We start from the raw sequence: 23,699 nt of genomic DNA, 5'->3' as shown, positions 1-23,699 counted from the left end.
GCCTCCACAGGGCGATTACCAGAGCAACGGCGCCGGCTCGCGGCCATTTTCGGCGTAGTACAGCGAGGGCAGGAACTGCGCCAGATAGCTGAACTCGTTGTAGCAGTGGCGCATCAGGTTAAACCCGATGTCGTCCGCCAGTTCGTCGTGGGCGTTGGCGCAGGCTTTACCCAGCAGGAAGCGGCTGCGCAGTACGCACCCATAGGGCGTATCGCGCACCAGATGCAGCATTTCGCCGTCGCAGGGATCGCCGTTGTCATCCAGCGCCACCTGATCGCCGAAGCCGATGCGCGCGCAAACGGCGGCGGAGAGCGCCTGCGCGTCGCGCGCCTGGCGCAGCGGCTGCGGCGCGAAGAAGTCCTCGGCGGCGTGAAACTTGAGGCGCGCCGCGACCGGCGGCAGCTCAGCCAGCCATTCGACCGCTTCGATGCTGGCGCCGACGTAGCTTTCCCCTTTTTTCCAGTGGCGATCCCAGCCGCGATGTTCGACGTGATCGTGCGGGTGCCACCAGTTGATGTGCTGGGTGCTCTCGAAGAAGGTGAACCACCAGTCCAGCATGCGCCCTTTACAACCGTGCAGATCGGTTCGAACCGCTACGGTGAGCAGGCCGTCGGCGCTGCGGCTCAGCCCCATTTCCAGCCGCAGCGGCTCGGGCCTGAGCAACTCGTTGATATCGTTGACGCCCCAGGGCGCCAGCAGGGAAGGATGTGTCATAATGGGTTCCTGTTTTATTTTGGAAACGAAATGTGTTTCCAAAATAAGGCTATGCCGTTATGCTGAGTCTGTCAACGCTTGTGAGGAACAAATATGGCGAACCCGAATGAAGAACCGCTGCGCGCTCGTGGCCGACCGGCCACGCCGGAAACGGCGCTGCGCGCCGCGCTGACGCAGGCGACGCTGGCGCTGCTGCTCGACGGCGGATACGCCGCGGCAACGGTGGATGCGGTGGCGAAACGCGCTGGAGTGGCTAAAAAAACCCTGTATCGCTTTGCCGCTAATCGCGATGAGCTGGTGGCGCAGGCGGTGAGCGGCTGGACCGAGGCGTTTCAGCCGGCCTTCGCACAGGATGCCGGGCGGCGGGAGGCGGTAGCGCCGCTGTTGGAAACGGGACTGAAGGCGGTGGCGCAGCAGGTGCTGAGCGCCGAAGCGGTGGGCATGTTTCGGCTGCTGCAGAGCGATTTCCCGGGGCGTGAGGCGCTGCTGGACAGCTACCAGCGCAACGGCATTCAGCGCGGGCGGTCGACGGTGGCGGATTGGCTGCGGCGCCAGCAGCAATACGGCTGGTTGCTTGCGCGCGACTGGGCGCAAACCAGCGACCTGTTGCTGGCGATGACCATCGCCGAACCGCTGCGCCAGATGACGTTGGGGCTGCTGCCGCCGGGCAGCGCGATCGACGAACGCATCGCGGCGGCGGTGGCGCTGGTGATGCCGGGGTTGCTGCGCGGCGAAAACGCGGAGTGCGCCACATTGTGAGCCGTATTCATCTGTGGCATGTTGATTGTTCAGTCCATATCACTTTTTCGCGATGCCCACATGAATGCTGCTTACCCGTTCAAGCAGGGCGATCTGTTCGCCTTGACCGTTTTTCTGGCTGTTGCCACCCATCGCAGCTTTCACGCGGCGGCAGTGGAGCTGGAGGTGACGCCGTCGGCGGTCAGCCACTCGATAAAAAACCTGGAACAGCGGCTTGGGGTGAGGCTGTTCAACCGCACCACGCGCAGCGTGGCGCCGACCGAGGCGGGTGAGCGTTTGGCGGCGCAGCTGCGCCCGGCGCTGTCGTCTATTTCGCAGGCGCTGCATGAAGTGGATGAATGGCGCGCCACGCCGAGCGGCACTGTGCGCATCAACGCCAGCGAAGGGGCGGTCAGGCTGGTATTGCGTCCGTTGCTGGCCGATTTCCTGCGCGAGTACCCTCATATCCATCTGGACATCGTTTGCGACGGCAAGCTGAGCGATATCGTCGCCGAGGGGTTTGATGCCGGCATTCGGCTGGCGGAAGCCGTGCCGCAGGACATGATCGCGATGCGCGTCAGCCCGCCCGTGCGTTTCGCCGCCATCGCCGCGCCCGGCTATTTCGCCGTCCATGGGCGCCCGGCGACGCCACAGGATTTGCTGCGTCATAACTGCATCCGTTTTCGCTTCGACAGCGGCACGATTTATCGCTGGGAATTCGAACGCGATGGCCTGAGTGAGTCGATCGGCGTCACCGGCGCGTTGACGCTGACCGATCAACCCCTGATGGTGGAGGCCGCCATCGACGGTGTCGGCATCGCTTTCGTTCCCGAACATTTGGCGCTAGAGGCGTTGCACGACGAGCGACTGGAACGGGTGCTGGAGGCGTGGTGTCCGGCTTATCCGGGGCTGTGTCTCTACTACTCCGGCCATCGCCACGTTTCGGGCGCGCTGAAGGCGTTGATCGAGTATCTGCGCGCGGCGCAGTCCTGATGCGTTCTTCTTTCGGCTACGCCAATTAGTGAGCCGCCTTCATCTCGACAGTGAGGTTCGCTTGCATTGTTGCGGCGTGGGGCCTGCCTTACGCTCATGAGGAGAGGCCGGGCAATCGTCCGGAACCCGCACCACAATGCAGCGAGGAATCGATGATGGATAAGAAGATGAAAGCGGTAGTTATGACCGGCGCCAACCGTCCCTGGGAAATCAGACAGGTACCGATGCCCCGCGCAGAACCGGGTCAGGTTCTGGTCAAAGTACACGCCTCGGGCATGTGCTACACCGACGTGTGGGCGACGCAAGGATACGGCGGCGATATTTACCCGCAAACGCCGGGTCATGAAGTGGTGGGGGAAGTGGTTGAGGTGGGCGCCGGCGTGCATACGCGGCAGATCGGCGATCGCGTCGGCACCACCTGGGTGCAATCGGCCTGCGGCCGCTGCCCGTATTGCCGTGAAAATCGGCCGCTGACGGGGCAAACGGCGATGAACTGCCCGGCGCCGCGCACCACCGGTTTTGCCGCCCAGGGCGGCCACGCCGAGTATATCGCCATCGCCGCGGAAGGCACGGTGTTACTGCCGGACGGGCTGTCTTATATCGACGCCGCGCCAATGATGTGTGCGGGGTATACCACCTGGAGCGGCCTGCGCGACGCGGCGCCGTTGCCGCATGAAACGGTCGCGGTGTTGGGTATCGGCGGGCTGGGGCATGTCGCGCTGCAGCTGTCGAAAGCCTGCGGTTTCGATACCGTTGCCATCACTCATTCGCCGGACAAGCACGCGCTGGCGAAGCAGTTGGGCGCCGATCGCATCGTCGCCTCCGGCAAGGCGCTGCGGGAGAGCGGCGGCGCGGATATTCTGCTGGTGACCACCAATGACTTCGACTCCGCGCAGGAAGCGATGAACGGCTTGCGGGTTGATGGCCGAGTGGTGTTGTGCGGGCTGGACTTCAGCAAGCCGTTCGCTATCTCTTCGGAAGGGGTGCCGTTCCATATGATGCGTCAGCGGGTGATCGGGTCGACCCATGGCGGGCAGCACTACCTGAGTGAGGTGCTGAACCTGGCGGCGAAAGGCAAAGTGAAGCCGATTGTCGAGACGTTTGCGCTGGAACAAGCCCAGGAGGCTTATGAACGGCTTGCCTCCGGCAACATGCGTTTTCGCGGTGTCTTCGTGCCATCGGCGGCGTGAGAAAAGGGCCGAGAATTCGGCCCTTGATGGCAGGGCGCCGCGGCGCCCTGCTTCTGTTACAGCTTCGGCCCGGCGTTCACCAGTTTTTCGCCCGCCTGGGTGACGGTGTATTTAGCGAAGTTGTCGATAAAGCGCTGTGCCAGATCCTGCGCCTTCTCCCGCCACAGCGATTCGTCGGCGTAGGTTTTGCGCGGATCGAGGATGGACGGATCGACGCCCGGCAGCGCGGTCGGCACTTCCAGCCCGAAGATCGGCAGCGTGAAGGTCTCGGCCTGTTCAATGTCGCCATTCAAAATCGCGTCGATGATGCCGCGCGTATCTTTGATCGAAATGCGCTTGCCGCTGCCGTTCCAGCCGGTGTTCACCAGGTAAGCTTGGGCGCCGGCGGCCTCCATGCGTTTCACCAGCACTTCGGCGTACTGCGTCGGGTGCAGCGTCAGGAACGCGGCGCCGAAGCAGGCGGAGAAGGTTGGCGTCGGCGCGGTGATGCCGCGTTCGGTGCCGGCCAGCTTGGCGGTGAAGCCGGACAGGAAGTGATATTGGGTCTGTTCCGGCGTCAGGCGTGACACTGGCGGCAGCACGCCGAAGGCGTCGGCGGTCAGGAAGATGATCTTGCGCGCATGACCGGCCTTGGATACCGGCTTGACGATGTTCTCGATGTGATAAATCGGGTAGGAGACGCGGGTGTTCTCGGTTTTGCTGGCGTCGTCGAAGTCGATGCTGCCGTCGGCCAGCACGGTGACGTTTTCCAACAACGCATCGCGGCGGATCGCCTGATAGATTTCCGGCTCCGCCTGCGGCGACAGCTTGATGGTTTTGGCGTAGCAGCCGCCTTCGAAGTTGAACACGCCGTCGTCGTCCCAGCCGTGCTCGTCATCGCCGATCAGCTGGCGTTTCGGATCGGTGGAGAGGGTGGTTTTGCCGGTGCCGGACAGGCCGAAGAACACCGCCACGTCGCCTTGCTCGCCGACGTTGGCCGAGCAGTGCATCGAGGCGATGCCCTGCAGCGGCAGCAGATAGTTCATGATCGAAAACAGGCCTTTCTTCATCTCGCCGCCGTACCAGGTGCCGCCGATCAGCTGCATGCGCTCGGTCAGGTTGAAGGCGACGAAGTTTTCCGAGTGCAGCCCCTGCTGCTGCCAGTCCGGGTTGGTGCATTTGGCGCCGTTCATTACCACGAAGTCCGGTTCAAAGTCCGCCAGTTCGGCTTCGGTCGGGCGGATGAACATGTTTTTCACGAAGTGCGCCTGCCAGGCCACCTCGGTGATGAAGCGCACCTTGAGGCGCGTGTCGGCGTTGGCGCCGCAGAACGCGTCCACCACGAACAGGCGCTTGCCGGAGAGCTGATTGCCCACCAGCGTCTTCAGATGCTGCCAGACTTCCGGCGAGAGCGGCTGGTTGTCGTTCTTGCCGGTGCCGCTGTCGGACCACCAGACGGTGTCGCGCGTGGTGTCGTCGCGCACGATGTATTTGTCTTTCGGCGAACGGCCGGTGAATTCGCCGGTGGCGACGTTGACCGCCCCCAGTTGGGTGAGGGTGCCGCGCTCCAGCGGCGGCAGGTCGGCGCGGGTCTCTTCGGCGAACAGCAATTCATAGCTGGGGTTATAAACGATGTCGGCGGCCTGATGGATACCGTAACCAGCGAGGGTTTGTGGGGTAACAGCGCGTGAAGACATATTCTACTTCCTTATGAGTCATATTATGCCTTTTTCCCGCGCGGTGCCGCGCGCAGGATTAAGGATCGGATCAAGCTGACCGGATTCAGCTAATGGCGTTTCCGGTTCTTTATTAATAAAACAGAGGGCTTTTTTGCCCTCCTATAGCATAGCAGCGAATTTAAACTTGATTACTTTAATTACAAAATGCTGACGATAATTAATTAAAACCAACCTTGGCGGAGGGTCACAATATTGAATTCCACCCGCGTAATTTAGTTTTGCATTTTTATTTTTTATCATATCGTCAGGGCTGTCTACTGTTTTATTTCTTATTAGAAAAGGCGAAGTCCGCAATAGGATTTTTCGTAATCATTTGTTTTTGCTTGGCTATGGCGGGTCGTTGCGCCAGGTGAACCTAACCGTACTGTACGCTTGTCAGCAGGGTGAATAATGAAACAGATAAATGCAGAACTGGCCTGTGATAAAAATACGGCCTCGTCCGAATCTTCAGGGTTAATTAATCAAATTCGTCAAATAGATATCGGTGCGGTGCCGATCGCGTTGTTTATCACCATTTGTGCGATCGTGGCGATTTCCGCCTACGCCAACTTCCTGCCGAAGAATATGATCGGCGGCCTGGCGGTGATAATGACGCTGGGCTTTGCATTGGCGCAGTTGGGTAAAAGCATTCCCGTGCTGCGCGATATCGGCGGGCCGGCCATTCTGTGTTTGATGGTGCCGTCGGTGCTGGTCTATTTCAACATGTTCCAGCCCAACGTCATGGGCACCGTCCATCTGCTGATGAAAGACGCCAACCTGCTTTATTTCGTTATCGCCAGTCTGGTGGTTGGCAGCATTCTCGGCATGAACCGGGTGATCCTGATCCAGGGGATGATTCGCATGTTCGTGCCGCTGGTGGTGGGCACGGTCACGGCGGTGATCACCGGGCTGCTGGTAGGCAAACTGTTCGGCTTTACCTTCTATCACACCTTCTTCTTCATCATTGTGCCGATCATCGGCGGCGGCATCGGCGAGGGCATTTTACCGCTGTCGCTGGCCTATTCGGCGATCCTGGGCTCGACGCCGGACGTCTATGTCGCGCAGTTGGCGCCGGCGGCGGTGCTGGGCAACATTTTCGCCATCGTCACCGCCGGGGTGCTGGCGCGCATCGGTATGCAACGCAAGGCGCTGAGCGGTGACGGCATGCTGATCCGTTCGGCGCAGGAGAACGCGATGTTCGCCATCAAGGAGCAAAGCGGCAACGTCGATTTTCAACTGATGGGGGGCGGGCTGCTGGTGATTTGCGCCTTCTTTATCGTCGGCGGCCTGTTCGAGCACATCGTGCATATCCCCGGCCCGGTGCTGATGATCCTGTTTGCGGTGCTGTGCAAATACTGCCGGGTGATCCCGGCCTCGATGGAGACCGGCGCGCACAGTTTCTACAAGTTCGTCTCCACGGCGCTGGTGTGGCCGCTGATGATCGGCCTGGGCATGCTCTACGTGCCGCTGGAAAGCGTGGTGGCGGTGTTCTCTGTCGGTTATGTGGTGGTCTGCGGCTCGGTAGTGCTGTCGATGGGGCTGGTCAGTTTTCTGATCGCGCCTTATCTGAAGATGTTCCCGGTGGAAGCGGCGATCGTCACCTGTTGCCACAGCGGCCTGGGCGGCACCGGCGATGTGGCGATCCTGTCGGCGTCGAACCGTATGGGGTTGATGCCGTTTGCCCAAATCGCCACGCGTATCGGCGGCGCTTCCACGGTCATTGGTGCGACGCTGCTGCTCGGTTGGTTAGTCTGAGTCCAGAGTTTCTTATGGATAACCGGGGTTGGATTGCCCCGGTTTTTTTATGCGTCTTTTTCGCCGATCGTGATAATGCTGATTATTACCTTGAAAATCATTCATGTGGCGAAAATGCATAGCCGTATTTTATCTAAGAAAATTCTGTACTCGGCGAAAAGGTGTCTATTCTTTTCTCTTAAGGGATTATCGTTCTCATTCAGAGTGCCGAGGGAAGGCGCCAGCGCATTACCGATATCCCTGTATTGATTCAACACCGGGCCGCTGCCGTTCAGGCAATCCGCCAGTTGGGGCATCCCCCCGATTGAATTGACGAATATGGAGATAAGGTTATGTCATCAAGTAATGCTTCCGTTAAAGCCGAAGGCGTATTAGCCCTGCTGGGCGCTTATAAACCCGATGAAGACGACACCATTACCGTGCTGCATCCGTCGAAAACGTTCGAAAATGCCGGCCTGGAATTGGTGCGCGGCGATCGCAGCTGGCACGACAAGGGCGTGACCGACCAGCCGGTTGCCCTGACGTACAGCTTCTGGGAAAAGGCGCCGGGCAACATGTCGAGCATGAGCATCAGCGGCTTCAGTAGCTTTAACGCGGAACAGCGCGAGCAGGCCAAGCTGTCGTTGCAGTCATGGTCTGACGTGGCCAGCATCACCTTCACCGAGACCAGCAACACCGCCGCCGCCAACATCAAATTCGGCCTGTTCGACTACAGCTCGCGTGGCTCCTATGCTTTTGCGTATAACCCGGATTCCTCGCCTTCGGTCGCCGGCCAAACCTGGTATAACGCCACCAACTCTACCTTCGTCAACAACCGGATACATGAAAACGAGTACGGTCGCCAGACCTTTACCCATGAAATCGGCCATGCGCTGGGGTTGCAGCATCCGGGCGACTATAACGCCGCGCCGGGCGTCAGCATTACCTACGGCAAAGACGCGACCTATTTCGAGGACAGCCGCGCCTACAGCCTGATGAGCTATTTCAGCGAAAGCAACACCGGGCAAGACTTTAAGGGCGCGTACTCGTCCGGACCGCTGCTCAACGACATCACGGCGATCCAGCATTTCTACGGCGCCAACATGAACACCCGCACCGGTGATACTGTTTACGGTTTCAACTCCAACACCGACCGCGACTTCCTTACCGCCACCGGCGCGCAGGACAAAATAATCTTCACCGCCTGGGATGCCGGCGGCAACGATACCTTTGACTTCTCCGGTTTCGGCCAGAATCAGCGCATCAACCTGAACGAAAAAGCGTTCTCGGACGTCGGCGGCCTGAAAGGCAACGTGTCGATCGCGGCGGGCGTGACGATTGAAAACGCCATTGGCGGTTCAGGCAACGATGTGCTGGTGGGCAACGCCGCCGATAACGTGCTCAAGGGCGGCGCCGGTGATGACGTGCTGTACGGCGGCAAAGGGGCGGATCAGCTGTGGGGCGGCGCTGGCAAGGACACCTTCGTCTACTTTGCGGCGGATGAGTCGACGGCGGCGGCGCCGGACTGGATCCGCGACTTCGTACGCGGCGAGGACAAGATCGATCTGACATTGTTCAACACCGGCAGCGCCGAGGGCATCCGCTTCGTCGATCAGTTCAGCGGTAAGGCGGGCGAGGCGAAGCTGAGCTATGACGCGCAAAATCATGTCAGCGATGTGGCGATCAACCTGGGCGGCGCTTTTGGCGGCAGCGATTTCCTGGTGAAGGTGGTGGGGCAGCCGCTGGATGCCGGCGATTTTGTACTGGCCTAAATCGGGCAACAAAAATAGGGCGTTTTGGGCAAAAACCCGACAATTCCTATTAATTCCGTCATATTAGCGTGACATAGTAGCGCGCAGAAGGCCGGGCTTGCATACCTCGGGCTTCTGTCGGATCGCCAACCTTTTCGGTTGGCGATTCATTTTCCGCCTTTCAGCATGTTGATGGCGGCGCCGAGCAGGATGCGCCGTTCGATATCGTTGCTGTCCGCCAGCTGCCGCGCCAGATGTTTTTCCAGCGTTTCCACCGACAGCGCTTCGCCGCGATGGCGCAGCTGCATCACGCCGTCGCCGATCAGGCGGGCGACCTCATCCCATACGGGTTTAATCTCCTGTTCCGAGAACGTCATGGTCTACCTCGGTTGGTTGATTTTTGCCCAATGTAGCAGTTGAACTGCGGCTTCGCTACCGGCCGCCTAAAACAGGAAGCATAAAAAACAAGCCATCAGTATTTCTTCTTGTTTTTACGTCCAATACTGACGGTGTTGAAATCAGGAGGACATATCATGAACTGGGTCGAAACTTTGGCGGAGTATTACCGCCTCAGCCGCACGGGTGAAACGCAGCATTGGCTGTGTCGCCGCTGGTTGCCGCAGGGAGAAGCGCGGCTGGCCTATCTGCGAGAATTGCTGGAACCGACCGCGGCGCCGCAGCGGCGGTGAACAGGGCGCCGGCGCTTGGCCGGCGTCGTTTCGCTGAGTTAACCGAAGGCTATCGCCGCCCAGCGCAACAGCAGCAACGCCAGGCAGATCAACAGCAGTACCACCACCATTTTACTGAGCTTGTGGCCCATGCGTTTTGTCGCCACGACGCCTCCTTAACTGAAATACCAGCCGCCGACGAGCGCGATGAGAAAAAGCGTCGCCAGGGCGACGCCGTTGAGTAAATCGCTGAAGGTATCGTCAGCATCGATGTCGTCTTGTCGCATTGCCGGGTCGCCATTGGGTGAATAATAACCACAGTATGCGCCCGGCAGGGCGGCAGGCACAGCGAAGAACGGTAAAAACTCGTAAAGGCGGCGGTGGCGGAACGCGCAGTCGCGCTTGCGACGGATGCAGACGGCCGGCAATACGTTGTACTATCCTGTCTGCATTAAGGCATTTTTCCAAAAGGTATAATCATGGCGACGGCAATTCCACAGAAATACGAGCACCTTGAGCGCTGGGCGTTCGGCGATACCGAACAGCAGGCCGATGAAGTGGTGCAATTGATCCTGAATGGCACCAAAACGGCCACCTGTTCCAACCTGGATGGCGAGGGGATCCCGCAGGCCGGCGATCTGTTCCTGGTGGTGGACGGCAAGGGCGAGCCGGTCTGTGCGGTTGAACTGACCGCGGTAGAAATGAAAACCTACGATCAGGTGGATGAGGCGCACGCCTATGCTGAAGGTGAGGGCGACCGTTCACTGGCGCATTGGCGCAAAGAGCTGCAGCGTTTCTTCGAAGAATACGATCTGTTCTCGCCGGATATGACGCTGGTGCTGATGAATTTCAAAGTCGTCGACAAATTCTAACCTCATGCGCGCCGTTCCTTACGAGTGCCAGTGGGCGAGCCCGGAGCTGGCCGCCGATCTGATCGCCGGTCGCACCACGCTGGCGCAAGACGAGAATTGGGCGCGCAGCGGCGCCCGCGATCGGGCGGAGTACGTCGAGTGGGCCAACCACGTGTGCGGTATGGCGTGCCTGAAAATGGTGCTGGGCCATCGCGATGGTGAAGCGCCGTCGCTGCTGGAGCTGGCGCGCCGCAGCCTGCCCTATGGCGCCTACGTACGCGAAGGCGAACGGATAAAGGGGCTGATCTACGCGCCGTTCGTCGAGTACGTGCGCGAACAGTTCGCGCTGCGGGCGACGGTGAAGGTAGGGCTGGAGGCCGCCGAGGTACCGGCACTATTCAGCGAATGCCGCTACTTTATCGCCTCGGTGCATCCTTCGATTCGTCGGCCTGAGAGCGTACCGCCGCAGCGGGGCGGGCATCTGGTGCTGATCACCGCCGCCGACGCGCAGAGCGTGACCTTTCATAATCCTTCGGGCGACAGCCCGGCGACGCGGGAGCGGGTACGGTTGCCCCTCAACCGCTTCGCCCATTTCTTTGCCGGCCGCGGCATCGCCATCGCATAAAAAAACGCGCTGTTTCTGATGAAAGCAGCGCGTCGTCAGCAGCTCTGGTGCATTTTCATGCCAGCCGCATTACCCAGGCGTCCGCCTGCCGATCGTAGTGTTGCTTGTACAGCAGCGATCGTTTGCCGTTGAGGATCGCCGGAATGCTGGTGTGTTCATCCCAGCCGTCGAGCTGCATGCACAGGTCCGGATCGGACTTGCAAGGGATGCTCAGGGTGCCGGCGCGATCGGCGGTGGCGTGAAGATGGGCGTCATCGACCTCGAAGCTGCCAATTTTTACGACGGTTTTGCTCATGGAAACTCCTTGCTCAATGATGTGGTAGGAGGTTAGACCAGTAAGGTCATCGGTATGAGCATAGCCAAATGAGCAAAAAATGCCACATAAAAAATACATTCTGGCAACATTCTTCCTGAGCGGCTAGCGGCCGCCCTAATAGGTCACGACATAGCTGACGTTATCCTGATAGGTGCCGACCGGCACTTCGGTCTGCGCCGGGTTGATGGCGGCGGTAAAGGGAATGCTTTGCGCCAACCCGGTGCCGGTGCCGCTTTGCGCGTTGGTGCTGCTCCACACGGTGCTGGTATTGGGTAGGTAGATCTGATACTGGAGGAAGTTGCTGGTGCCGCTGAGCATTTGCCGCCAACCGGTGATGGGGTTGTTGCCGTTGGTAAAGTAGGAGCTGTACGCCTGCGACTTGGTGCAGGTGAGGGTGATGCTTTGGTTGATCGGGTTGAATTGCCCCACCAGCGCCATACTGCCGAAGTTGACGTTGTTGGCGGTATTGATCAGGCAGCTCTTGGTGATGATTGCGGTCACGGTCACGGTGCTGGGCTGGTTGGTGCCGTCCCACCAGATGCACAGGCCGATCAGACCCAGGCCGCAAATATGGTAGTTCCACACCAGGTTGATGGTGTCGGTATAGGTGCCGGCGCTGACGTTCGCCCCAGCGACGGTTTTGATATATACCGGAAAGTTGACGTTGGACGAGATCAGGATCAGCGACAGCAGGTTCAGCGAGCTGTAATCGATGGTCTGACCGACGCTGTAAGGGTACTGGTAGTTAGAATCTGGATAGATCAGGTAGGAAATTTTATCGCCGGAGCCATTGGTATTCAGCAAAGCCATGTTATTGGTGGTGGATGCGATCTTGACCGTGACGGTGTTTTGCGTCAACAGGTTGAGCCCCAGGCCGGTGCAGTTCAGCCCAGCGGTGCCCTGGGCGCTTATCTGGCCGTTGTAGACGGCGAAAGAGTTGCTGCTGGGCAGAGTAACCGTGCCGTTGGTGGTGGCGCAGTCCGCCATCGCGCGTTGCCCGCACATCAACAGCAGCGCCGCCAAAAAGATTTTCACTTGCCGAGACATCATTCTTCTTCTCCGTGTGTTACTGGCAGACGAGAGGGCCGACGCGTTGCAGCCCCTGCGGATTGGCCAGGCTGAAACTGACCTGGCACGGCGGGCCGCCGTCGGCCGGGATTACGCTCAGTCGGTTGTGTTGCTGTACCGGATCGATGTAAGTCATGCCATCCCATCCGACGTAGCTCTGTTGATTGCCGCCAATCACCGCGACCTGGCTGCCGTTGGCCAGCGGTTTGCCTTGCGCGTCGACCAGCTCCACGTCGGCGGCGGAAAGGCGCTGAACGGGGAACTCGACCAGATAGCCGCTGTGATCGCGAATGGCGACGGTTTTTTCCACCGACGGCAAATTGACGTCCGCCGGCAGGTTGAGCGGATCGATCTGGAATTTGGCGTGGTAATACGAGGTGACGGTGGGCACCAGCAGGTAGCCTCTATCGTTAGTGACGCCGATGCGCTGGTTCTCGTAGCTGACCGGAATGCCGGCGTAACCGTTGGTCGATACCAGGGCGAAAGCGTCGTTGATGGTGTTGGTGGCGTACACGCCGCCGTTCATCGCCACCAGCGAACCGCTGACTTCTCCCCAGCGAGTGTAGTCGTTACGGCTGCCGTACAGCCCGGCGCGGGTTTCCAGCAGCGAGGTGCGCCAGGTCAGGTCCGCCTGACGATAATCGCTGTTGCTGCCCTGGCCGCCGGCATAGGCCAGGTTCCAGCCGAAACCGCCGTCGGTCGGCGCGGCGCGGCTATAAGCGACGCGCTCGCTCCAGCGGTTGCCGGCGTCGCGCGCGGTGCTGACGTTAGCGGTGCCCCAGGCATCGAACGGAATGCTGATCTGCAGCTGCGAGCTGTAGCCGTCGCCGCCAATTTCGCGGTTCGCCGAGGCGTACAGGCTGATATTGCGCCACAGCGTCAGGCTGTATGACAGGTTGATCAGGCGGGTGCGCTGGCCGATGGCGTCGCGCACGTCGAAATAACCGGCGCCCAGGCTGCCGAAGCGGCTCAGGCCGATGCTGCCGGTCAGCTGATCGGTGCGGCGGCTCAGCCGGTAGCTGCTCTTATAGGTGGAAAGATCGCCAAAGTCCGCGCTGCGCAGCACCCGTTGGGCGTTGAGGCTGAAATACTGGTTGCTGTAGGTGTAACTCAGGCTGGTTTGATCGCCGTGGCGGCCGGTGTACTGATAGACCGGCCCGGCATCCGGTTGCTGTACCGGCTGGCCGGTGATCGGATCGTAATACAGCGGCGTGACCGGCGGGGCGTTGAAGGCGTCGCTGCCCGCCTGGCTGTAGCTGTAGGAGGCATTGATCACCCCCAACTGCCCAAGGCGCACCCCGGCCCCGGCGCCGGTGACCGCCAGCTCCGCCGCACCTTCCGCTCGCCCTTCGAGCGTGAGCCAATCGGTGACGCCGTAACGGCCACTGCCGCTGGCCACCCACTGGCCATAATCAGCGGAGCGGTAACCGTAGTTTTGGCGCAGCGCGCCCGCCGACAGGCTGAAATCGCTTAACCCGGCCTGCAGCAGTGAACTGGCGACGTAGAACGGCACCGTGGTGCTGATCTGGCGGCCGAGCGCATCGGTGGTCACCACCGTCGCCTGACCGGCGCCGTTGATGTAGGGCACGGTGTTCAGGGTGAACGGGCCAGGGTTCACGTTGGCGGAGGTGTTTTTATAACTGTTGATGTACAGATCGACGCTGCTCGGCACGGCGGCCTGGCCGGAGAACTGCGGCAGCGGGTAGGTTATGAGGTCCGGCCGGGTCGCGAAGTTGCGCGCCACCTGCAGGCCGCCGATGCGCACCGAGCTGGTCCAGGGCAGCGAACCGGTCGTGAGATCGCCGGCGGTATAGCTGAGCATGGTGTCGTCGTCGCTGTAGCGCCAGCTGCTGTCGTAGCGGATATAGCGATTGTTCTGCTGCGCGGCGGTCTCACCGTTGAAGCTGCTGCGGAAGATGCCGGTGTTGGCGAAAACGCCGAAGCCATCGAACAGCCGCTGTTCGCTCCAGGCGGAAAAATAGCCCGGATTGCCGCGCCCGCCGCTCTGGCTGACGTAGGCGTCGTAATTCAGCAAAAAGCCCAGGCTGCTCTGCGCCGGCAGACGCTGTTCCTGATTCGTGTCGCCGAGGGTTTGCTTGGGCAGCCAGTCGTTGGGCACCGAAATCAGCAACTGCTGCGTTTCGCCGCTGTAGGTCACCTCGACCTTATCCAGCAGATCGACGGCGATCTCTTTCGCCTGCTTGTCCGCCACCGGCAGGCCGGCGTCGATCAGCTGCTGCGGCGTTAAATAATAGTGGCCGCCGCGGTAGGCGACCGGCACCACTTTACCGGTCTGGCGGCCGTTCACCACCGGCTCCAGATACAGCGTGGTATCCGGCATGCTGATGGCGCTGGGCGGCGGCGGCAGATCGTCGGCGGCGGCGAACGTCGGCCACAGTTCCACCGCCACACAGAGTACGGCCAGGGCCAGCGGCTTGAGCTGCATGCCGCGGGTGGCCGGCGACGACATCCGCTTCACCTGCACCTCAGGCTCAGTAAGCCGGGATGGTTACGGGTTGTTTGTTGTCGTTGACTATCGCCTGCAGCTTGCCGGCGGCGAAACTGCCCGACGACGGCAGGGCGAAGCGCATCTGCGAACCCGGCAGCACATACCCCAGCAGCCCGTTGTTGAGCGGCTTGCCCTGGATGCTGACCTGCGACAGACGGGCGTGCACGATGCCGTCATTGCGCACGTCAAGCCAGCGCTGGCTGTTTTGCTGCTGCAGGCGGTAGCTGAGCTTGGGTTGGTTGGCGGTGGCATAGTCGCGCGGGTGTTCGAAGTCCTGCTTGGTCCACACGTCTTTGCCGCTGACGAACAGCGGCACCGAATAGCGCATCTGGAATTTCAGCCCCATCTGCGCGCCCTTATCGGGCGCCGCGCCGTCTTTATCTTTGATCGGCACCTCATCGACCAGTATCCGGTAAGCCCGTTCTTGCCCGGCGGCGACCGGCGTCTGCTTGATCAGACGAATCAGTTGGCGTTTGCCGGGGAGAATGGTGGCGACCGGTGGGCTGGCGACCACCTCGCTTTGGTTGCGGTAGTCGTCTTTGCCGCCGGTTTGTTGCCAGCCGAGCACGCGAATTTGCATATAGACCGGCTTGCTGTCACGGTTTTCGAGCCACAGGGCCGTCGCCTGCTGATTGTCTTCGATGACCGGATCGATGGGCCAAATCAGAATGGAGGCGGCGGCGAAGGCCTGCGGCTGGCCGGCTAACAGCAATCCTGCCAGCAGGGGCAGGCGGAGCAGAGTACTACGCATAATGTGATCCTTTTAAAAGCTCAATAACTCACTGTCACTAAGACCGTATCGTTGTAGGTGCCGCTGGTGGGCAAGGTGCTGCTCGCCATTAAACTGGCGTAGATTTTTATTTCTTGCGTGCTGCCGGTGGAGGAGACGGTTTGGACGGCGCCGCCGTTGCCGCCGTCGCCCCACAAAACGGTGTAGTTGGTATCCTGGTAGAGCTGATAAACCAGCGTTTCCGAGGTGGCTGAGTTCAACAGCTTTCGCCCGCCGGCGATGGAGCCGGTGACATTATTGCCGACGTTCAATGCCAGGCTGACGCTGAGTCCAGGGTTGCAGCGGATCAGGATCGAGCCGGCGCCGGCGCTCGAGACAATTTTTATCGGGCTGCTTAAGGACGCCACCTGGCCAAAACTCATGCTGCCGAACGAGGTGACGTTGGTGACGCCGCTGCCGAGCACGCAGCCTTTGATGATCGAGGCGTTGACCGTAAAACCCTGGCTGACGGTGTCGGCATGGGCCGCAGGGGTGCCGATCAGCGCCGTCAGCAGCAGAGTGCGCAGCGTTCCGTTAATCACCAATTTATCGTCACCTGCACCGTATCCGTGTAGGTGCCCGTCGCCGGCGTCGTCTGCACCGGGATCATGCCGTACACCGGTAGCCAGACGCTTTGTCCGGTAGCGGTCTGCGTCACGCCGGTGACATTATCCCAGACGGTAGCGTAGCTGCCGCTGGTATACAGGTTGTAGTTCACGCGGGCGCCCGCTGAGCTTTGCAGATAGCGCGCAGCGGTATTGCCGCTCTGCCCACCGCTGAGCAGCACCGTGTAACTGGTGCCGTTGTTGCAGTTGATCTGCAGCGCGCCGGCGTTCGCCTGGCCGGTTACCTTTATCGCCGTATTCAGGAAGTAGACCGTGCCGAAGTTGAAGGTGCCGAACGTGGTGTTGCCGCCGCTGGTGGTGCCGGCGACACAGGATTTGACCAGGGTGGCGCTGACGCCCACCGTCGCGGTGCTGACGTCGGCGCGGCAAACGCCCGCCAACGACAGCAGCATGCAGGTGACGGCCAGGCGCGCCATAGTTACCAGACGACGGTCATGGTGACGGTGTCGCTGTACGCGCCGGCCGCCGGGGTGGTGCCCGAGGCGGGCACCAGACCGTAGACGATCAACGGCACCGCCGAACCGGTGCCGGTACCGGTCAACGTGTTGGTCGTGTTGTTCCACGGTAAGGAGTGGGCGCTGTCCTGATAGAGGTTATAGCTGATGTAGGCAGGCACGCTGCTGGCCATGCGCCGCTGGCTGCCCGAGGCGTTGAGGCCGTTGTCGAGCGTCACGGTATAGTTGGTGCCGGTGGTGCAGTTCAGCCCCAGGGTGCCGGTGCCGCCGCTGCCGGTGGCGCTGGCGGTGATGACGTTAGCCAGTGAGGAGTAGGTGCCGAAGCTGAGAGAGCCGAAGTTGTTGGTGGTGCCGGAGCTGTTGCCGCCGGTGACCACGCAGCCGGCGCCGATGGTCAGGGTCACGCCCAGCGTGCCCTGAATGGTGCCTGCCGCGTAGGTGGCACCAGAGGCGCACAGCAGAATAGCTGCCGAGGTTAATGCCGCCAGAGTCTTTTTCATCATGGTTCCTTGCCGTAGTAGAGAAGCCTGCCAAAAAGCCCGAAAAATGAGTCAAATGCATTAATCTATTTACAGATTAATTAATAGAATAAGAACGCGAGAATGTCTCGCTAAAAGATTAAAAACTTTATTTATTTTTAAGCGGGTCGCAGGTTTCATGCAAACAAGGCGTCAGCCTGGATGAACGGGTTTGGGATAATGAAAATGATGAATGGGAATATTATTACTCGAATGAATAAAGGAGCGCCACGATGGCGCTCCATGGTCGGCGAGATTACCAGGTGACGGTCATGGTGACGGTGTCGCTGTACACGCCGGCCGCCGGGGTGGTGCCAGCGGCGGGCACCAGACCGTAGACGATCAGCGGTACCGCCGAACCGGTGCCGGTACCGGTCAAGGGACTTGTGGTGTTGTTCCAGGGTGTGGCGTGAGCGCTGTCCTGGTAGAGGTTATAGCTGATGTAGGCGGGCACGCTGCTGGCCATGCGCCGCTGGCTGCCCGAGGCGTTAAGGCCGTTGTCGAGCGTTACGGTATAGTTGGTGCCGGTGGTGCAGTTCAGCCCCAGGGTGCCGGTGCCGCCGCTGCCGGTGGCGCTGGCGGTGATGACGTTAGCCAGCGACGAGTAGGTGCCGAAGCTGATGGAGCCAAAGTCGTTGGTGGTGCCGGAACTGTTGCCGCCGGTGACCACGCAGCCGGCGCCGATGGTAATCGTCACGCCCACCGTGCCCTGAATGGTGCCCGCTGCGTTAGCTGCGCCGCTGACGCACAGCAGAGAGGCTACCGAGGTCAAAACCATCAGAATTTTTTTCATCGTGATTCCTTGCCGTGTCAGAGAAAGCCCGCAAAAACGCCACCCAGAGCTGAGTTGAACGCATTAATTTACTTACATTTAAATTAATAGGATAAGAACGCGAAATTGTCTTGATCAAAGGCCAAAAACTTTTTTATTTAGCGTGGGGGTGATAATAAGTAGGCGCAATAGCGAGAGGTGAAATGATTAGAATAATAACGAATGAGAATACTATTAGCGTTATTTTAACGCCGGGGGATAGCCCCCGGCGCCCGGACGATTACTGATGGAAATCCAGCACGCCGTCGCGCACCAGCTCGCGCGGCAGGTTGTTCTTGATGCGGCTGCCGATGCGTTTGGCGATGCCCAGCGGTTGCCCCTGATAGGTGACGATGCACTCGTCGCCTGTCGGTGGCTGCTCTGGATAGAGATCGCGGCCGTGATACCACTCCTGCGCCAGCGCGGCGTCCAGCTCGAAATGCTGTTTGCCGTCGCTGCCCGCAAGGGCGATCGCCGCCTCATGCTGCCAGCGGAAACCTTTCGGGAAACGCTCGGCCAGTTTGAGGCCGATGCGTGAAAAGCGCACCTTGCCGAACAGTGGCTCCAGCTCGGCCGGAAACAGCCAGATCTCCTTGTCGCGTTCCCATAGCCGGCTGTCATCGCCCCAGCTTAAGCCGGATGCGGCGGCAGCCTGGGCGACTTGCGCCGTTTCCTTGCCGGACAATGGGCTGAACGGGAAGTTACCGACTTTATAGGTCGGTTTCGGCAATGGCGCCACGGCGTGCTGTTTACGCAGGCGAGCGACGAAGAAGCCTTCGCTGTCGTAAATCTGCGGAAACACGTGCAGGAAGCCTTCGGCGGTCAGCGCCTTGTCGGCTCCGGGGAACAGCTCGCCCAGCGGCTCGACGCTGACCGCGTCGCCGTAGGTGTCCAGCAGCCAGCGCACCACCTGCTGGTTTTCCTGCGCATTGAGGGTACAGGTGGAGTAAACCATCACGCCGCCCGGCGCCAGCGCATGGAACGCGCTGTCGATCAGCTCGCGTTGGGTGGCGGCGATTTCGGTCACGCTTTCCGGCGACCAGTTGCTCATGGCGTCCGGATCCTTGCGCACCACGCCTTCGCCGGAGCAGGGGGCATCGAGCAGAATGGCGTCGAAACTCTCCGGCAGCGCGGCGCCGAACACCCGGCCGTCGAAGTGGGTCAGCGCGGTGTTCTTCACGCCGCAGCGGCTGATATTGGCGTGCAGCACTTTCACCCGGCTGGCGGAGTATTCGTTGGCGACGATGCCGCCCTGATTACCCATCAACGCGGCGATCTGGGTGGTTTTGGATCCCGGCGCCGCCGCCACGTCCAGCACCCGATTCGGCGCCGCACCGCCGGCAAACAGCGCGCTGACCGGCAACATCGAACTGGCTTCCTGAATGTAAAACAGGCCGCTCAGGTGTTCGGCCGCGCTGCCGAGGCGCAGTTCCTCGTCGTCACGTTCGATCCAGAAACCTTCCGAGCACCAGGGGATAGGCTCCAGTCGCCAGTCGTAATCCCGCACCAGCGCCAGGAAGTCGGCGACGCTGATTTTCAGCGTGTTGACGCGCAGGCTGCGGCGCAGCGGGCGCTGGCAGGCGGCGATAAAATCTTCCATCGCCAGCTCGGCGGGCATGATGGCGCGGGTGGCGTCAAGGAAAGCGGGGGGCAGAAAAACGGCGGTGGATTTGGCCACGGGGCGAACTCTCAGGGTGCAATAAAGACAAGGGCGAGAGTTTATCACAAAGCGGAAAAAAACAGGGCCCGGCGTTGCCGGGCACTGAGGAAATCGCGAAAGTTAATCGCGTGGAATGGCGGTGCCCCAGGTTTTCCAGTCCTTCGGCTCTTCCGGATTCAGCAGGAAGTGCTTGTTCGGCGTGGCCTTCGGCGCCAGCGGAATGGTCGGCGGCGTGGCGAAAGCGATGCCGCCGCGAATGAACTGCTGGAAGGTGCCGCTCTTGATCACGCCGCCGGTCAGGCCGAACTGCAGGTTGTAACCCGAAGCCAGCCAGAACACGCTGTTGTTGCGCACCAGATGCTGGTACTTCTTGCTGATGCGCAGCGCGACGTGCACCCGGTCGGACATGGCGCCCAGGTAGAAACCGGTGATGGTGCCGACTTCCACGCCGCGGAACAACACCGGCGTGCCGATCTGCAGCGAGCCGGTTTCGGCGGCGTCGAGCACCACGCTCAGGCCGTCGAGATAGCGCGAATCGGTGATGCTGGCCTGCTGCAGCTCGAAAGTGCGCAGTTCGCGGCCACGCCCCGGCTCCACGTTGATATAAGGCTGGAGCAGGGTATCGAGATTGCTGACGCCGGCGGCGGAGATCTCCGGCGAAACGATCGAGAAGCGGCTGCCCAGGCGCGCGAAGGTCTGCACGTATTCCGGATACAGCACCGCCTTGGCCAATACTTCGTTACGCTCAGGCGCCAGCTGCAGCGACTCCACCTGACCGACGTCGATGCCGAGGTAGCGAAGCGGCATGCCCGCCGACAGCTTGCTGGCGTCGTAGGTTCTCAGCGTGATTTGGCTGCCCACCGCGCGCGCGGCGGTTTCGCTGGCGTATAGCACGCGGTTGGCGCCTTTGTTCAGAGTCACGCCCTGCAGGTTGTCGAAGCTGATGGCGCCCTTCAACGCGCGGTTGAGCGGCGAAGCCTGTACCGTCAGCCCGCTGCCGTTGAGCTGCACCTTGGCGCCGCCTTCGGCCCAGAAGATGCTTTCACGGGTTAGCAGCTTGCGGTATTCCGGGCTGATGTAGACGTCCACCTCAAACTCGTTGGCCTTGGGCCGGACGTTGACGATCTCGCCCACCTGGAACTTGCGATACAGCACCACCGAACCGGCCTGTACGTCCGGCAGGCTGGTGGCGCTGAGGGTCAGGGTGGTGGCTGGGGCGTTGCCGACGATGCCTTCCTCGGCCTTTTCGCTGTTGGCGTACAGCGGATATTGGCCGCCCGGTTCCCCCTTGCTGCCGGGGATGATGCGCACGCCGCCGTCTACCCACTCCTGCGCGCTGGCGCCGAGCACCTCCATGCCGTCGATGCCCAGCTTGACGTCGAGGCGGCTGTTGACCACGAATTTGCTGTCTTTGTGCAGCAGGGCGCGGTATTGCGCGTCGATGGCGGCGGTGAATACCACGCCGCCGGCGGTCAGGGTGCGGCTCAGAATTTGGCCGACTTTCACGCCGTGCACTACCAGCGGCTGCCCGACGTCGATGCCGTAGCTTTGCGGCGCATTCAGCGTGACGGTCAGCACGCCCGGCTGTTGCAGCAGCGTTTCGCTGCTGTCCAGCACGTTGAAGCGCTGCTGCGGTTCGCCTTCACCGGGCACCAGCTCCAGCGTGGTGCCGGTCAGCAGCTGGCTGAGCTTGGCGTCGTTGAGGCTGATGCGCGGGCTGCGCATCACGATGCGGGTACCGCTGCGCATCAGATCGACCACCGAAGGATCGATGGTCAGTTCACCGATCACTTTGCTGTCCTGTTGCAGCGTCAGCTTGGTCAGGGTGCCGACCTGCAGCCCCTGGTACATCAGCGGCGTGCGGTTTTCGCTCAGGTTGTTGCCGCTCGGCAGGTCCAGCAGAATATTGACGCCGCGCTGGCTGTGGGCCAGATCCGGATACAGGGTATAGCTCTGATCGCCCTTGGCCTGCTGGCCATCGGCCGGCGAATCGAAGGCGATGGCGCCGTTGACCAGCGCCGCCAGGCTTTCCATCTGCACCGTGGCGCCGGACAGGCTGAAATCGCCCTTGAAGCCGGAAACATTCCAGAAACGGCTGTTGTTCTTCACCAGGTTGGCGAAACGACGGTCGATCAGCACGTCGATGGTCACGCCCTTGTTGCCTTCGCTGATGGTGTAGTCGTACACCTTGCCGACCGGAATTTTACGGTAGTAGACCAGCGAGCCGCTGTTGAGCGAGCCGAGATCGTCGGCGTGCAGGTGAATCATCAGCTCGCCGGTGTTCAGGCGGTACTTCGGCTGGGTATCGAGCGCGGCGAAGTGGGTTTGCGCCTTGCCGCTGCCGGGCATCATGCCGATGTAGTTGCCGCCGACCAGCGCGTCGAGCCCGGAGACCCCGGCCAGCGAGGCCTTGGGCGTCACCAGCCAGAACTGGGTGCCTTCACGCAGCGAGTCTTCCAGATCGCTTTTGATGCTGGCTTCCACCACGATGCTGCGCAGATCTTTGCTCAGGCTGATCTTTTGCACCGTGCCGACGTCAACGCCCTGGTAGCGCACCGGCGTACGGCCGGCGACGATGCCCGCCGCCGATTGGAAATCGATGGTGACGGTGGTGCCGCGTTCCTGGAAATTGTTGTAGACCAGCCACCCGGCGATCAGCAGGGCGATGAACGGCAGTAACCAGAACGGTGAAATGCGGCGCTTGTTCTTGACCCGCGCTTCAGTCGGTGTAGTCGGCGTTTCCTGTTGCATGTGCATCCCAAATCAATCGGCTATCCAGCCACTCAACGGCAAGAATAGTCAAAATGACCGCCGAGCCAAAGTAAAACGCGGCCGGTCCCATAGTAAAAGATAACAGCTGGTCGCGATTCACCAGCGACATCATCAAGGCGATAACGAACAGATCGAGCATCGACCAGCGGCCGATCCAGGTGACCAGGCGCAGCAGACGAATGCGCGTCTTCAGGCTGTGCGAGGTTTTGAAGTGGATGCTGAACAGCAGCGTGATCAGCACGATCACCTTGGTAAAGGGCACCAGTACGCTGGCGATGAACACGATAGCGGCGATCGGCACGTTGCCGGAGGTGGCCAGCGAGACCACGCCGGAGAAGATGGTGTCTTCGAGCCGCACGCCGTTGGCGTAAATGATGGAGATCGGCAGCAGGTTAGCCGGGATCAGCAGGATCATCGCTGCGATCAGCGCCGCCCAGGTCTTCTGCAGGCTGTAGGGCTGGCGGTGGCACATCGGCACGTGGCAGCGCGGGCAGCGGCCGCGCGTGTCGGGATAGCCGGTATAGTGGCAGGACAGGCAAATGTGCAGCGCCGCCGGCGGGCCTTCCGGCTGCTCCTGCGGGTAGTAACGCTCCCAGAGCTGCTCCAGGTTGGCGTGGATCAGCGTCAGGATGCTGAGCAGGGTGAGCGACAGGTAAGCGATCAGCGCGCTGCCGGCCTGGATGTCGGCGTAATCCTGCACCTTGATCGCCGCCACCGCCATGCCGATCAGATAAATGTCCAGCATCACCCACTCTTTCAGCCGCTCCAGCATCAACAGCACCGGGCGCAGGTTCATGCCGAGCGCATGCCCGAAGCGCAGGTACAGCAGCGACAGCGCCAGCGTCAGCGGGGCGCCGATAGTGCAAAACGCCACCATGCTGGCAGTGAGCGGATCGCCCTGGCGGCTCATCTGCCAGATGCCCTCCAGCAAACTGGCGTCGATGCGCGTGCCGAGCAGACGAATGCTGATCAGCGGTTCGGTGAAGGCGAACGGCATCAGCAGCAGCATGGTGATCGCCATGGCGGTCAGGCGCGTCATCGACCAGTCGCGGCCGTGCACTACCTTGGCGTTGCAGCGCGGGCAATAGGCGGCCTGGTTGCCGCTGAGCGGCGGCAGCACGAACAGCAGGTCGCACTCGCAGCAGCGCTGGTGGCGCGCTTTGGAAAGGGGGGCGGTGATCGCGTGTATTTTCATTTTTGACAAGTAGCTGCCCTTGAGCCCGCCGGAACTGTC

At 61.0% G+C, this 23,699-nt stretch carries 24 protein-coding genes; 8 read left to right on the top strand and 16 right to left on the bottom strand.

Translation table 11 applies throughout. The features are described 5' to 3' along the window. Positions 1 to 15: 15 nt before the first annotated feature. Complete coding sequence (locus AC6BYQ_RS12205) at positions 16 to 714, bottom strand: DAPG hydrolase family protein (RefSeq protein WP_019454853.1); 699 nt, start codon at positions 712 to 714, stop codon at positions 16 to 18. Positions 715 to 807: 93 nt separating this feature from the next. Between AC6BYQ_RS12205 and AC6BYQ_RS12200 the strand changes: the two genes are divergently transcribed. From AC6BYQ_RS12200 to AC6BYQ_RS12190, 3 genes are all read left to right on the top strand, one after another. After that, entirely contained in the window at positions 808 to 1,473 is a 666-nt protein-coding gene (locus AC6BYQ_RS12200; protein WP_498056919.1) for a TetR/AcrR family transcriptional regulator, read from the top strand. A 60-nt stretch (positions 1,474 to 1,533) separates the two neighbouring features. Continuing rightward, positions 1,534 to 2,445 (top strand): LysR family transcriptional regulator, encoded by a 912-nt coding sequence (locus AC6BYQ_RS12195; RefSeq protein WP_498056918.1) that lies wholly within the window; start codon positions 1,534 to 1,536, stop codon positions 2,443 to 2,445. A gap of 167 nt (positions 2,446 to 2,612) precedes the next feature. Continuing rightward, positions 2,613 to 3,635 carry an alcohol dehydrogenase catalytic domain-containing protein gene (locus AC6BYQ_RS12190; protein WP_026036133.1) on the top strand — a complete coding sequence of 341 codons (1,023 nt, stop codon included), beginning with the start codon at positions 2,613 to 2,615 and terminating at the stop codon, positions 3,633 to 3,635. Positions 3,636 to 3,691: 56 nt separating this feature from the next. On the opposite strand, the gene pckA is transcribed toward AC6BYQ_RS12190, so the two are convergent. Beyond that, positions 3,692 to 5,311 (bottom strand): phosphoenolpyruvate carboxykinase (ATP), encoded by a 1,620-nt coding sequence (gene pckA / locus AC6BYQ_RS12185; RefSeq protein ID WP_198636480.1) that lies wholly within the window; start codon positions 5,309 to 5,311, stop codon positions 3,692 to 3,694. Positions 5,312 to 5,743: 432 nt separating this feature from the next. Between pckA and AC6BYQ_RS12180 the strand changes: the two genes are divergently transcribed. Further along, a complete protein-coding gene (locus tag AC6BYQ_RS12180) occupies positions 5,744 to 7,087 on the top strand; it encodes a 2-hydroxycarboxylate transporter family protein (RefSeq protein WP_498056917.1) in 1,344 nt (447 codons plus the stop codon). A gap of 332 nt (positions 7,088 to 7,419) precedes the next feature. After that, positions 7,420 to 8,838, top strand: coding sequence for a serralysin family metalloprotease (locus AC6BYQ_RS12175; protein WP_498056916.1), 1,419 nt, complete (start codon positions 7,420 to 7,422; stop codon positions 8,836 to 8,838). Positions 8,839 to 8,984: 146 nt separating this feature from the next. Here AC6BYQ_RS12175 and AC6BYQ_RS12170 read toward each other — a convergent pair whose 3' ends face one another. After that, complete coding sequence (locus tag AC6BYQ_RS12170) at positions 8,985 to 9,194, bottom strand: hypothetical protein (protein ID WP_004931526.1); 210 nt, start codon at positions 9,192 to 9,194, stop codon at positions 8,985 to 8,987. Positions 9,195 to 9,350: 156 nt separating this feature from the next. Between AC6BYQ_RS12170 and AC6BYQ_RS12165 the strand changes: the two genes are divergently transcribed. Next, complete coding sequence (locus AC6BYQ_RS12165; protein ID WP_019454860.1) at positions 9,351 to 9,506, top strand: hypothetical protein; 156 nt, start codon at positions 9,351 to 9,353, stop codon at positions 9,504 to 9,506. Between the two features lie 38 nt (positions 9,507 to 9,544). Here the strand turns inward: AC6BYQ_RS12165 and yniD are convergent, their stop codons facing one another. Together yniD and AC6BYQ_RS12155 are read right to left on the bottom strand one after the other, a co-directional pair. Beyond that, positions 9,545 to 9,637 carry a small membrane protein YniD gene (gene yniD / locus AC6BYQ_RS12160; RefSeq protein ID WP_019454861.1) on the bottom strand — a complete coding sequence of 31 codons (93 nt, stop codon included), beginning with the start codon at positions 9,635 to 9,637 and terminating at the stop codon, positions 9,545 to 9,547. A 24-nt stretch (positions 9,638 to 9,661) separates the two neighbouring features. Further along, positions 9,662 to 9,913, bottom strand: a complete 252-nt coding sequence (locus tag AC6BYQ_RS12155) for a hypothetical protein (RefSeq protein ID WP_154747905.1) — start codon at positions 9,911 to 9,913, stop codon at positions 9,662 to 9,664. 51 nt (positions 9,914 to 9,964) lie between these two features. Between AC6BYQ_RS12155 and AC6BYQ_RS12150 the strand changes: the two genes are divergently transcribed. Both AC6BYQ_RS12150 and AC6BYQ_RS12145 read left to right on the top strand, forming a co-directional pair. Then, on the top strand, positions 9,965 to 10,357 hold the full coding sequence (locus tag AC6BYQ_RS12150; protein ID WP_019454863.1) for an ASCH domain-containing protein: 393 nt from the start codon (positions 9,965 to 9,967) through the stop codon (positions 10,355 to 10,357). 4 nt (positions 10,358 to 10,361) lie between these two features. Beyond that, positions 10,362 to 10,961, top strand: a complete 600-nt coding sequence (locus AC6BYQ_RS12145) for a C39 family peptidase (protein WP_063919288.1) — start codon at positions 10,362 to 10,364, stop codon at positions 10,959 to 10,961. A gap of 55 nt (positions 10,962 to 11,016) precedes the next feature. On the opposite strand, the gene AC6BYQ_RS12140 is transcribed toward AC6BYQ_RS12145, so the two are convergent. The 11 genes from AC6BYQ_RS12140 to yebS all read right to left on the bottom strand — a co-directional run bounded on the left by AC6BYQ_RS12140 (position 11,017) and on the right by yebS (position 23,660). Next, a complete protein-coding gene (locus AC6BYQ_RS12140) occupies positions 11,017 to 11,256 on the bottom strand; it encodes a YebV family protein (RefSeq protein WP_019454865.1) in 240 nt (79 codons plus the stop codon). A 135-nt stretch (positions 11,257 to 11,391) separates the two neighbouring features. Then, positions 11,392 to 12,327, bottom strand: coding sequence for a Csu type fimbrial protein (locus AC6BYQ_RS12135; RefSeq protein WP_177342836.1), 936 nt, complete (start codon positions 12,325 to 12,327; stop codon positions 11,392 to 11,394). 16 nt (positions 12,328 to 12,343) lie between these two features. Continuing rightward, positions 12,344 to 14,791, bottom strand: coding sequence for a fimbria/pilus outer membrane usher protein (locus AC6BYQ_RS12130; protein ID WP_498057022.1), 2,448 nt, complete (start codon positions 14,789 to 14,791; stop codon positions 12,344 to 12,346). A gap of 46 nt (positions 14,792 to 14,837) precedes the next feature. Then, entirely contained in the window at positions 14,838 to 15,605 is a 768-nt protein-coding gene (locus AC6BYQ_RS12125) for a fimbrial biogenesis chaperone (protein WP_498056915.1), read from the bottom strand. Between the two features lie 20 nt (positions 15,606 to 15,625). Beyond that, entirely contained in the window at positions 15,626 to 16,168 is a 543-nt protein-coding gene (locus tag AC6BYQ_RS12120) for a Csu type fimbrial protein (RefSeq protein ID WP_498056914.1), read from the bottom strand. After that, positions 16,162 to 16,665 (bottom strand): Csu type fimbrial protein, encoded by a 504-nt coding sequence (locus tag AC6BYQ_RS12115; RefSeq protein ID WP_197667533.1) that lies wholly within the window; start codon positions 16,663 to 16,665, stop codon positions 16,162 to 16,164. Before AC6BYQ_RS12115 ends, AC6BYQ_RS12120 begins: the two co-directional genes overlap by 7 nt. A gap of 2 nt (positions 16,666 to 16,667) precedes the next feature. After that, positions 16,668 to 17,204: a Csu type fimbrial protein gene (locus tag AC6BYQ_RS12110; RefSeq protein ID WP_498057021.1), complete on the bottom strand. Its 537-nt coding sequence runs from the start codon at positions 17,202 to 17,204 to the stop codon at positions 16,668 to 16,670. 274 nt (positions 17,205 to 17,478) lie between these two features. Next, positions 17,479 to 18,015: a Csu type fimbrial protein gene (locus AC6BYQ_RS12105; RefSeq protein ID WP_063919291.1), complete on the bottom strand. Its 537-nt coding sequence runs from the start codon at positions 18,013 to 18,015 to the stop codon at positions 17,479 to 17,481. A 259-nt stretch (positions 18,016 to 18,274) separates the two neighbouring features. Further along, entirely contained in the window at positions 18,275 to 19,711 is a 1,437-nt protein-coding gene (gene rsmF / locus AC6BYQ_RS12100; RefSeq protein ID WP_498056913.1) for a 16S rRNA (cytosine(1407)-C(5))-methyltransferase RsmF, read from the bottom strand. Between the two features lie 102 nt (positions 19,712 to 19,813). Continuing rightward, on the bottom strand, positions 19,814 to 22,444 hold the full coding sequence (locus tag AC6BYQ_RS12095; protein WP_435981202.1) for a PqiB family protein: 2,631 nt from the start codon (positions 22,442 to 22,444) through the stop codon (positions 19,814 to 19,816). Then, positions 22,413 to 23,660 (bottom strand): membrane integrity lipid transport subunit YebS, encoded by a 1,248-nt coding sequence (yebS, locus tag AC6BYQ_RS12090; protein ID WP_154746106.1) that lies wholly within the window; start codon positions 23,658 to 23,660, stop codon positions 22,413 to 22,415. The genes AC6BYQ_RS12095 and yebS overlap by 32 nt, the downstream gene beginning before the upstream one ends. Positions 23,661 to 23,699 lie beyond the last annotated feature (39 nt).

It is taken from the genome of Serratia sp. LTN-2 (assembly GCF_059740205.1).
Note: the sequence above shows the minus strand (reverse complement) of the source record. Positions and strands in the feature narration are given on the sequence as shown.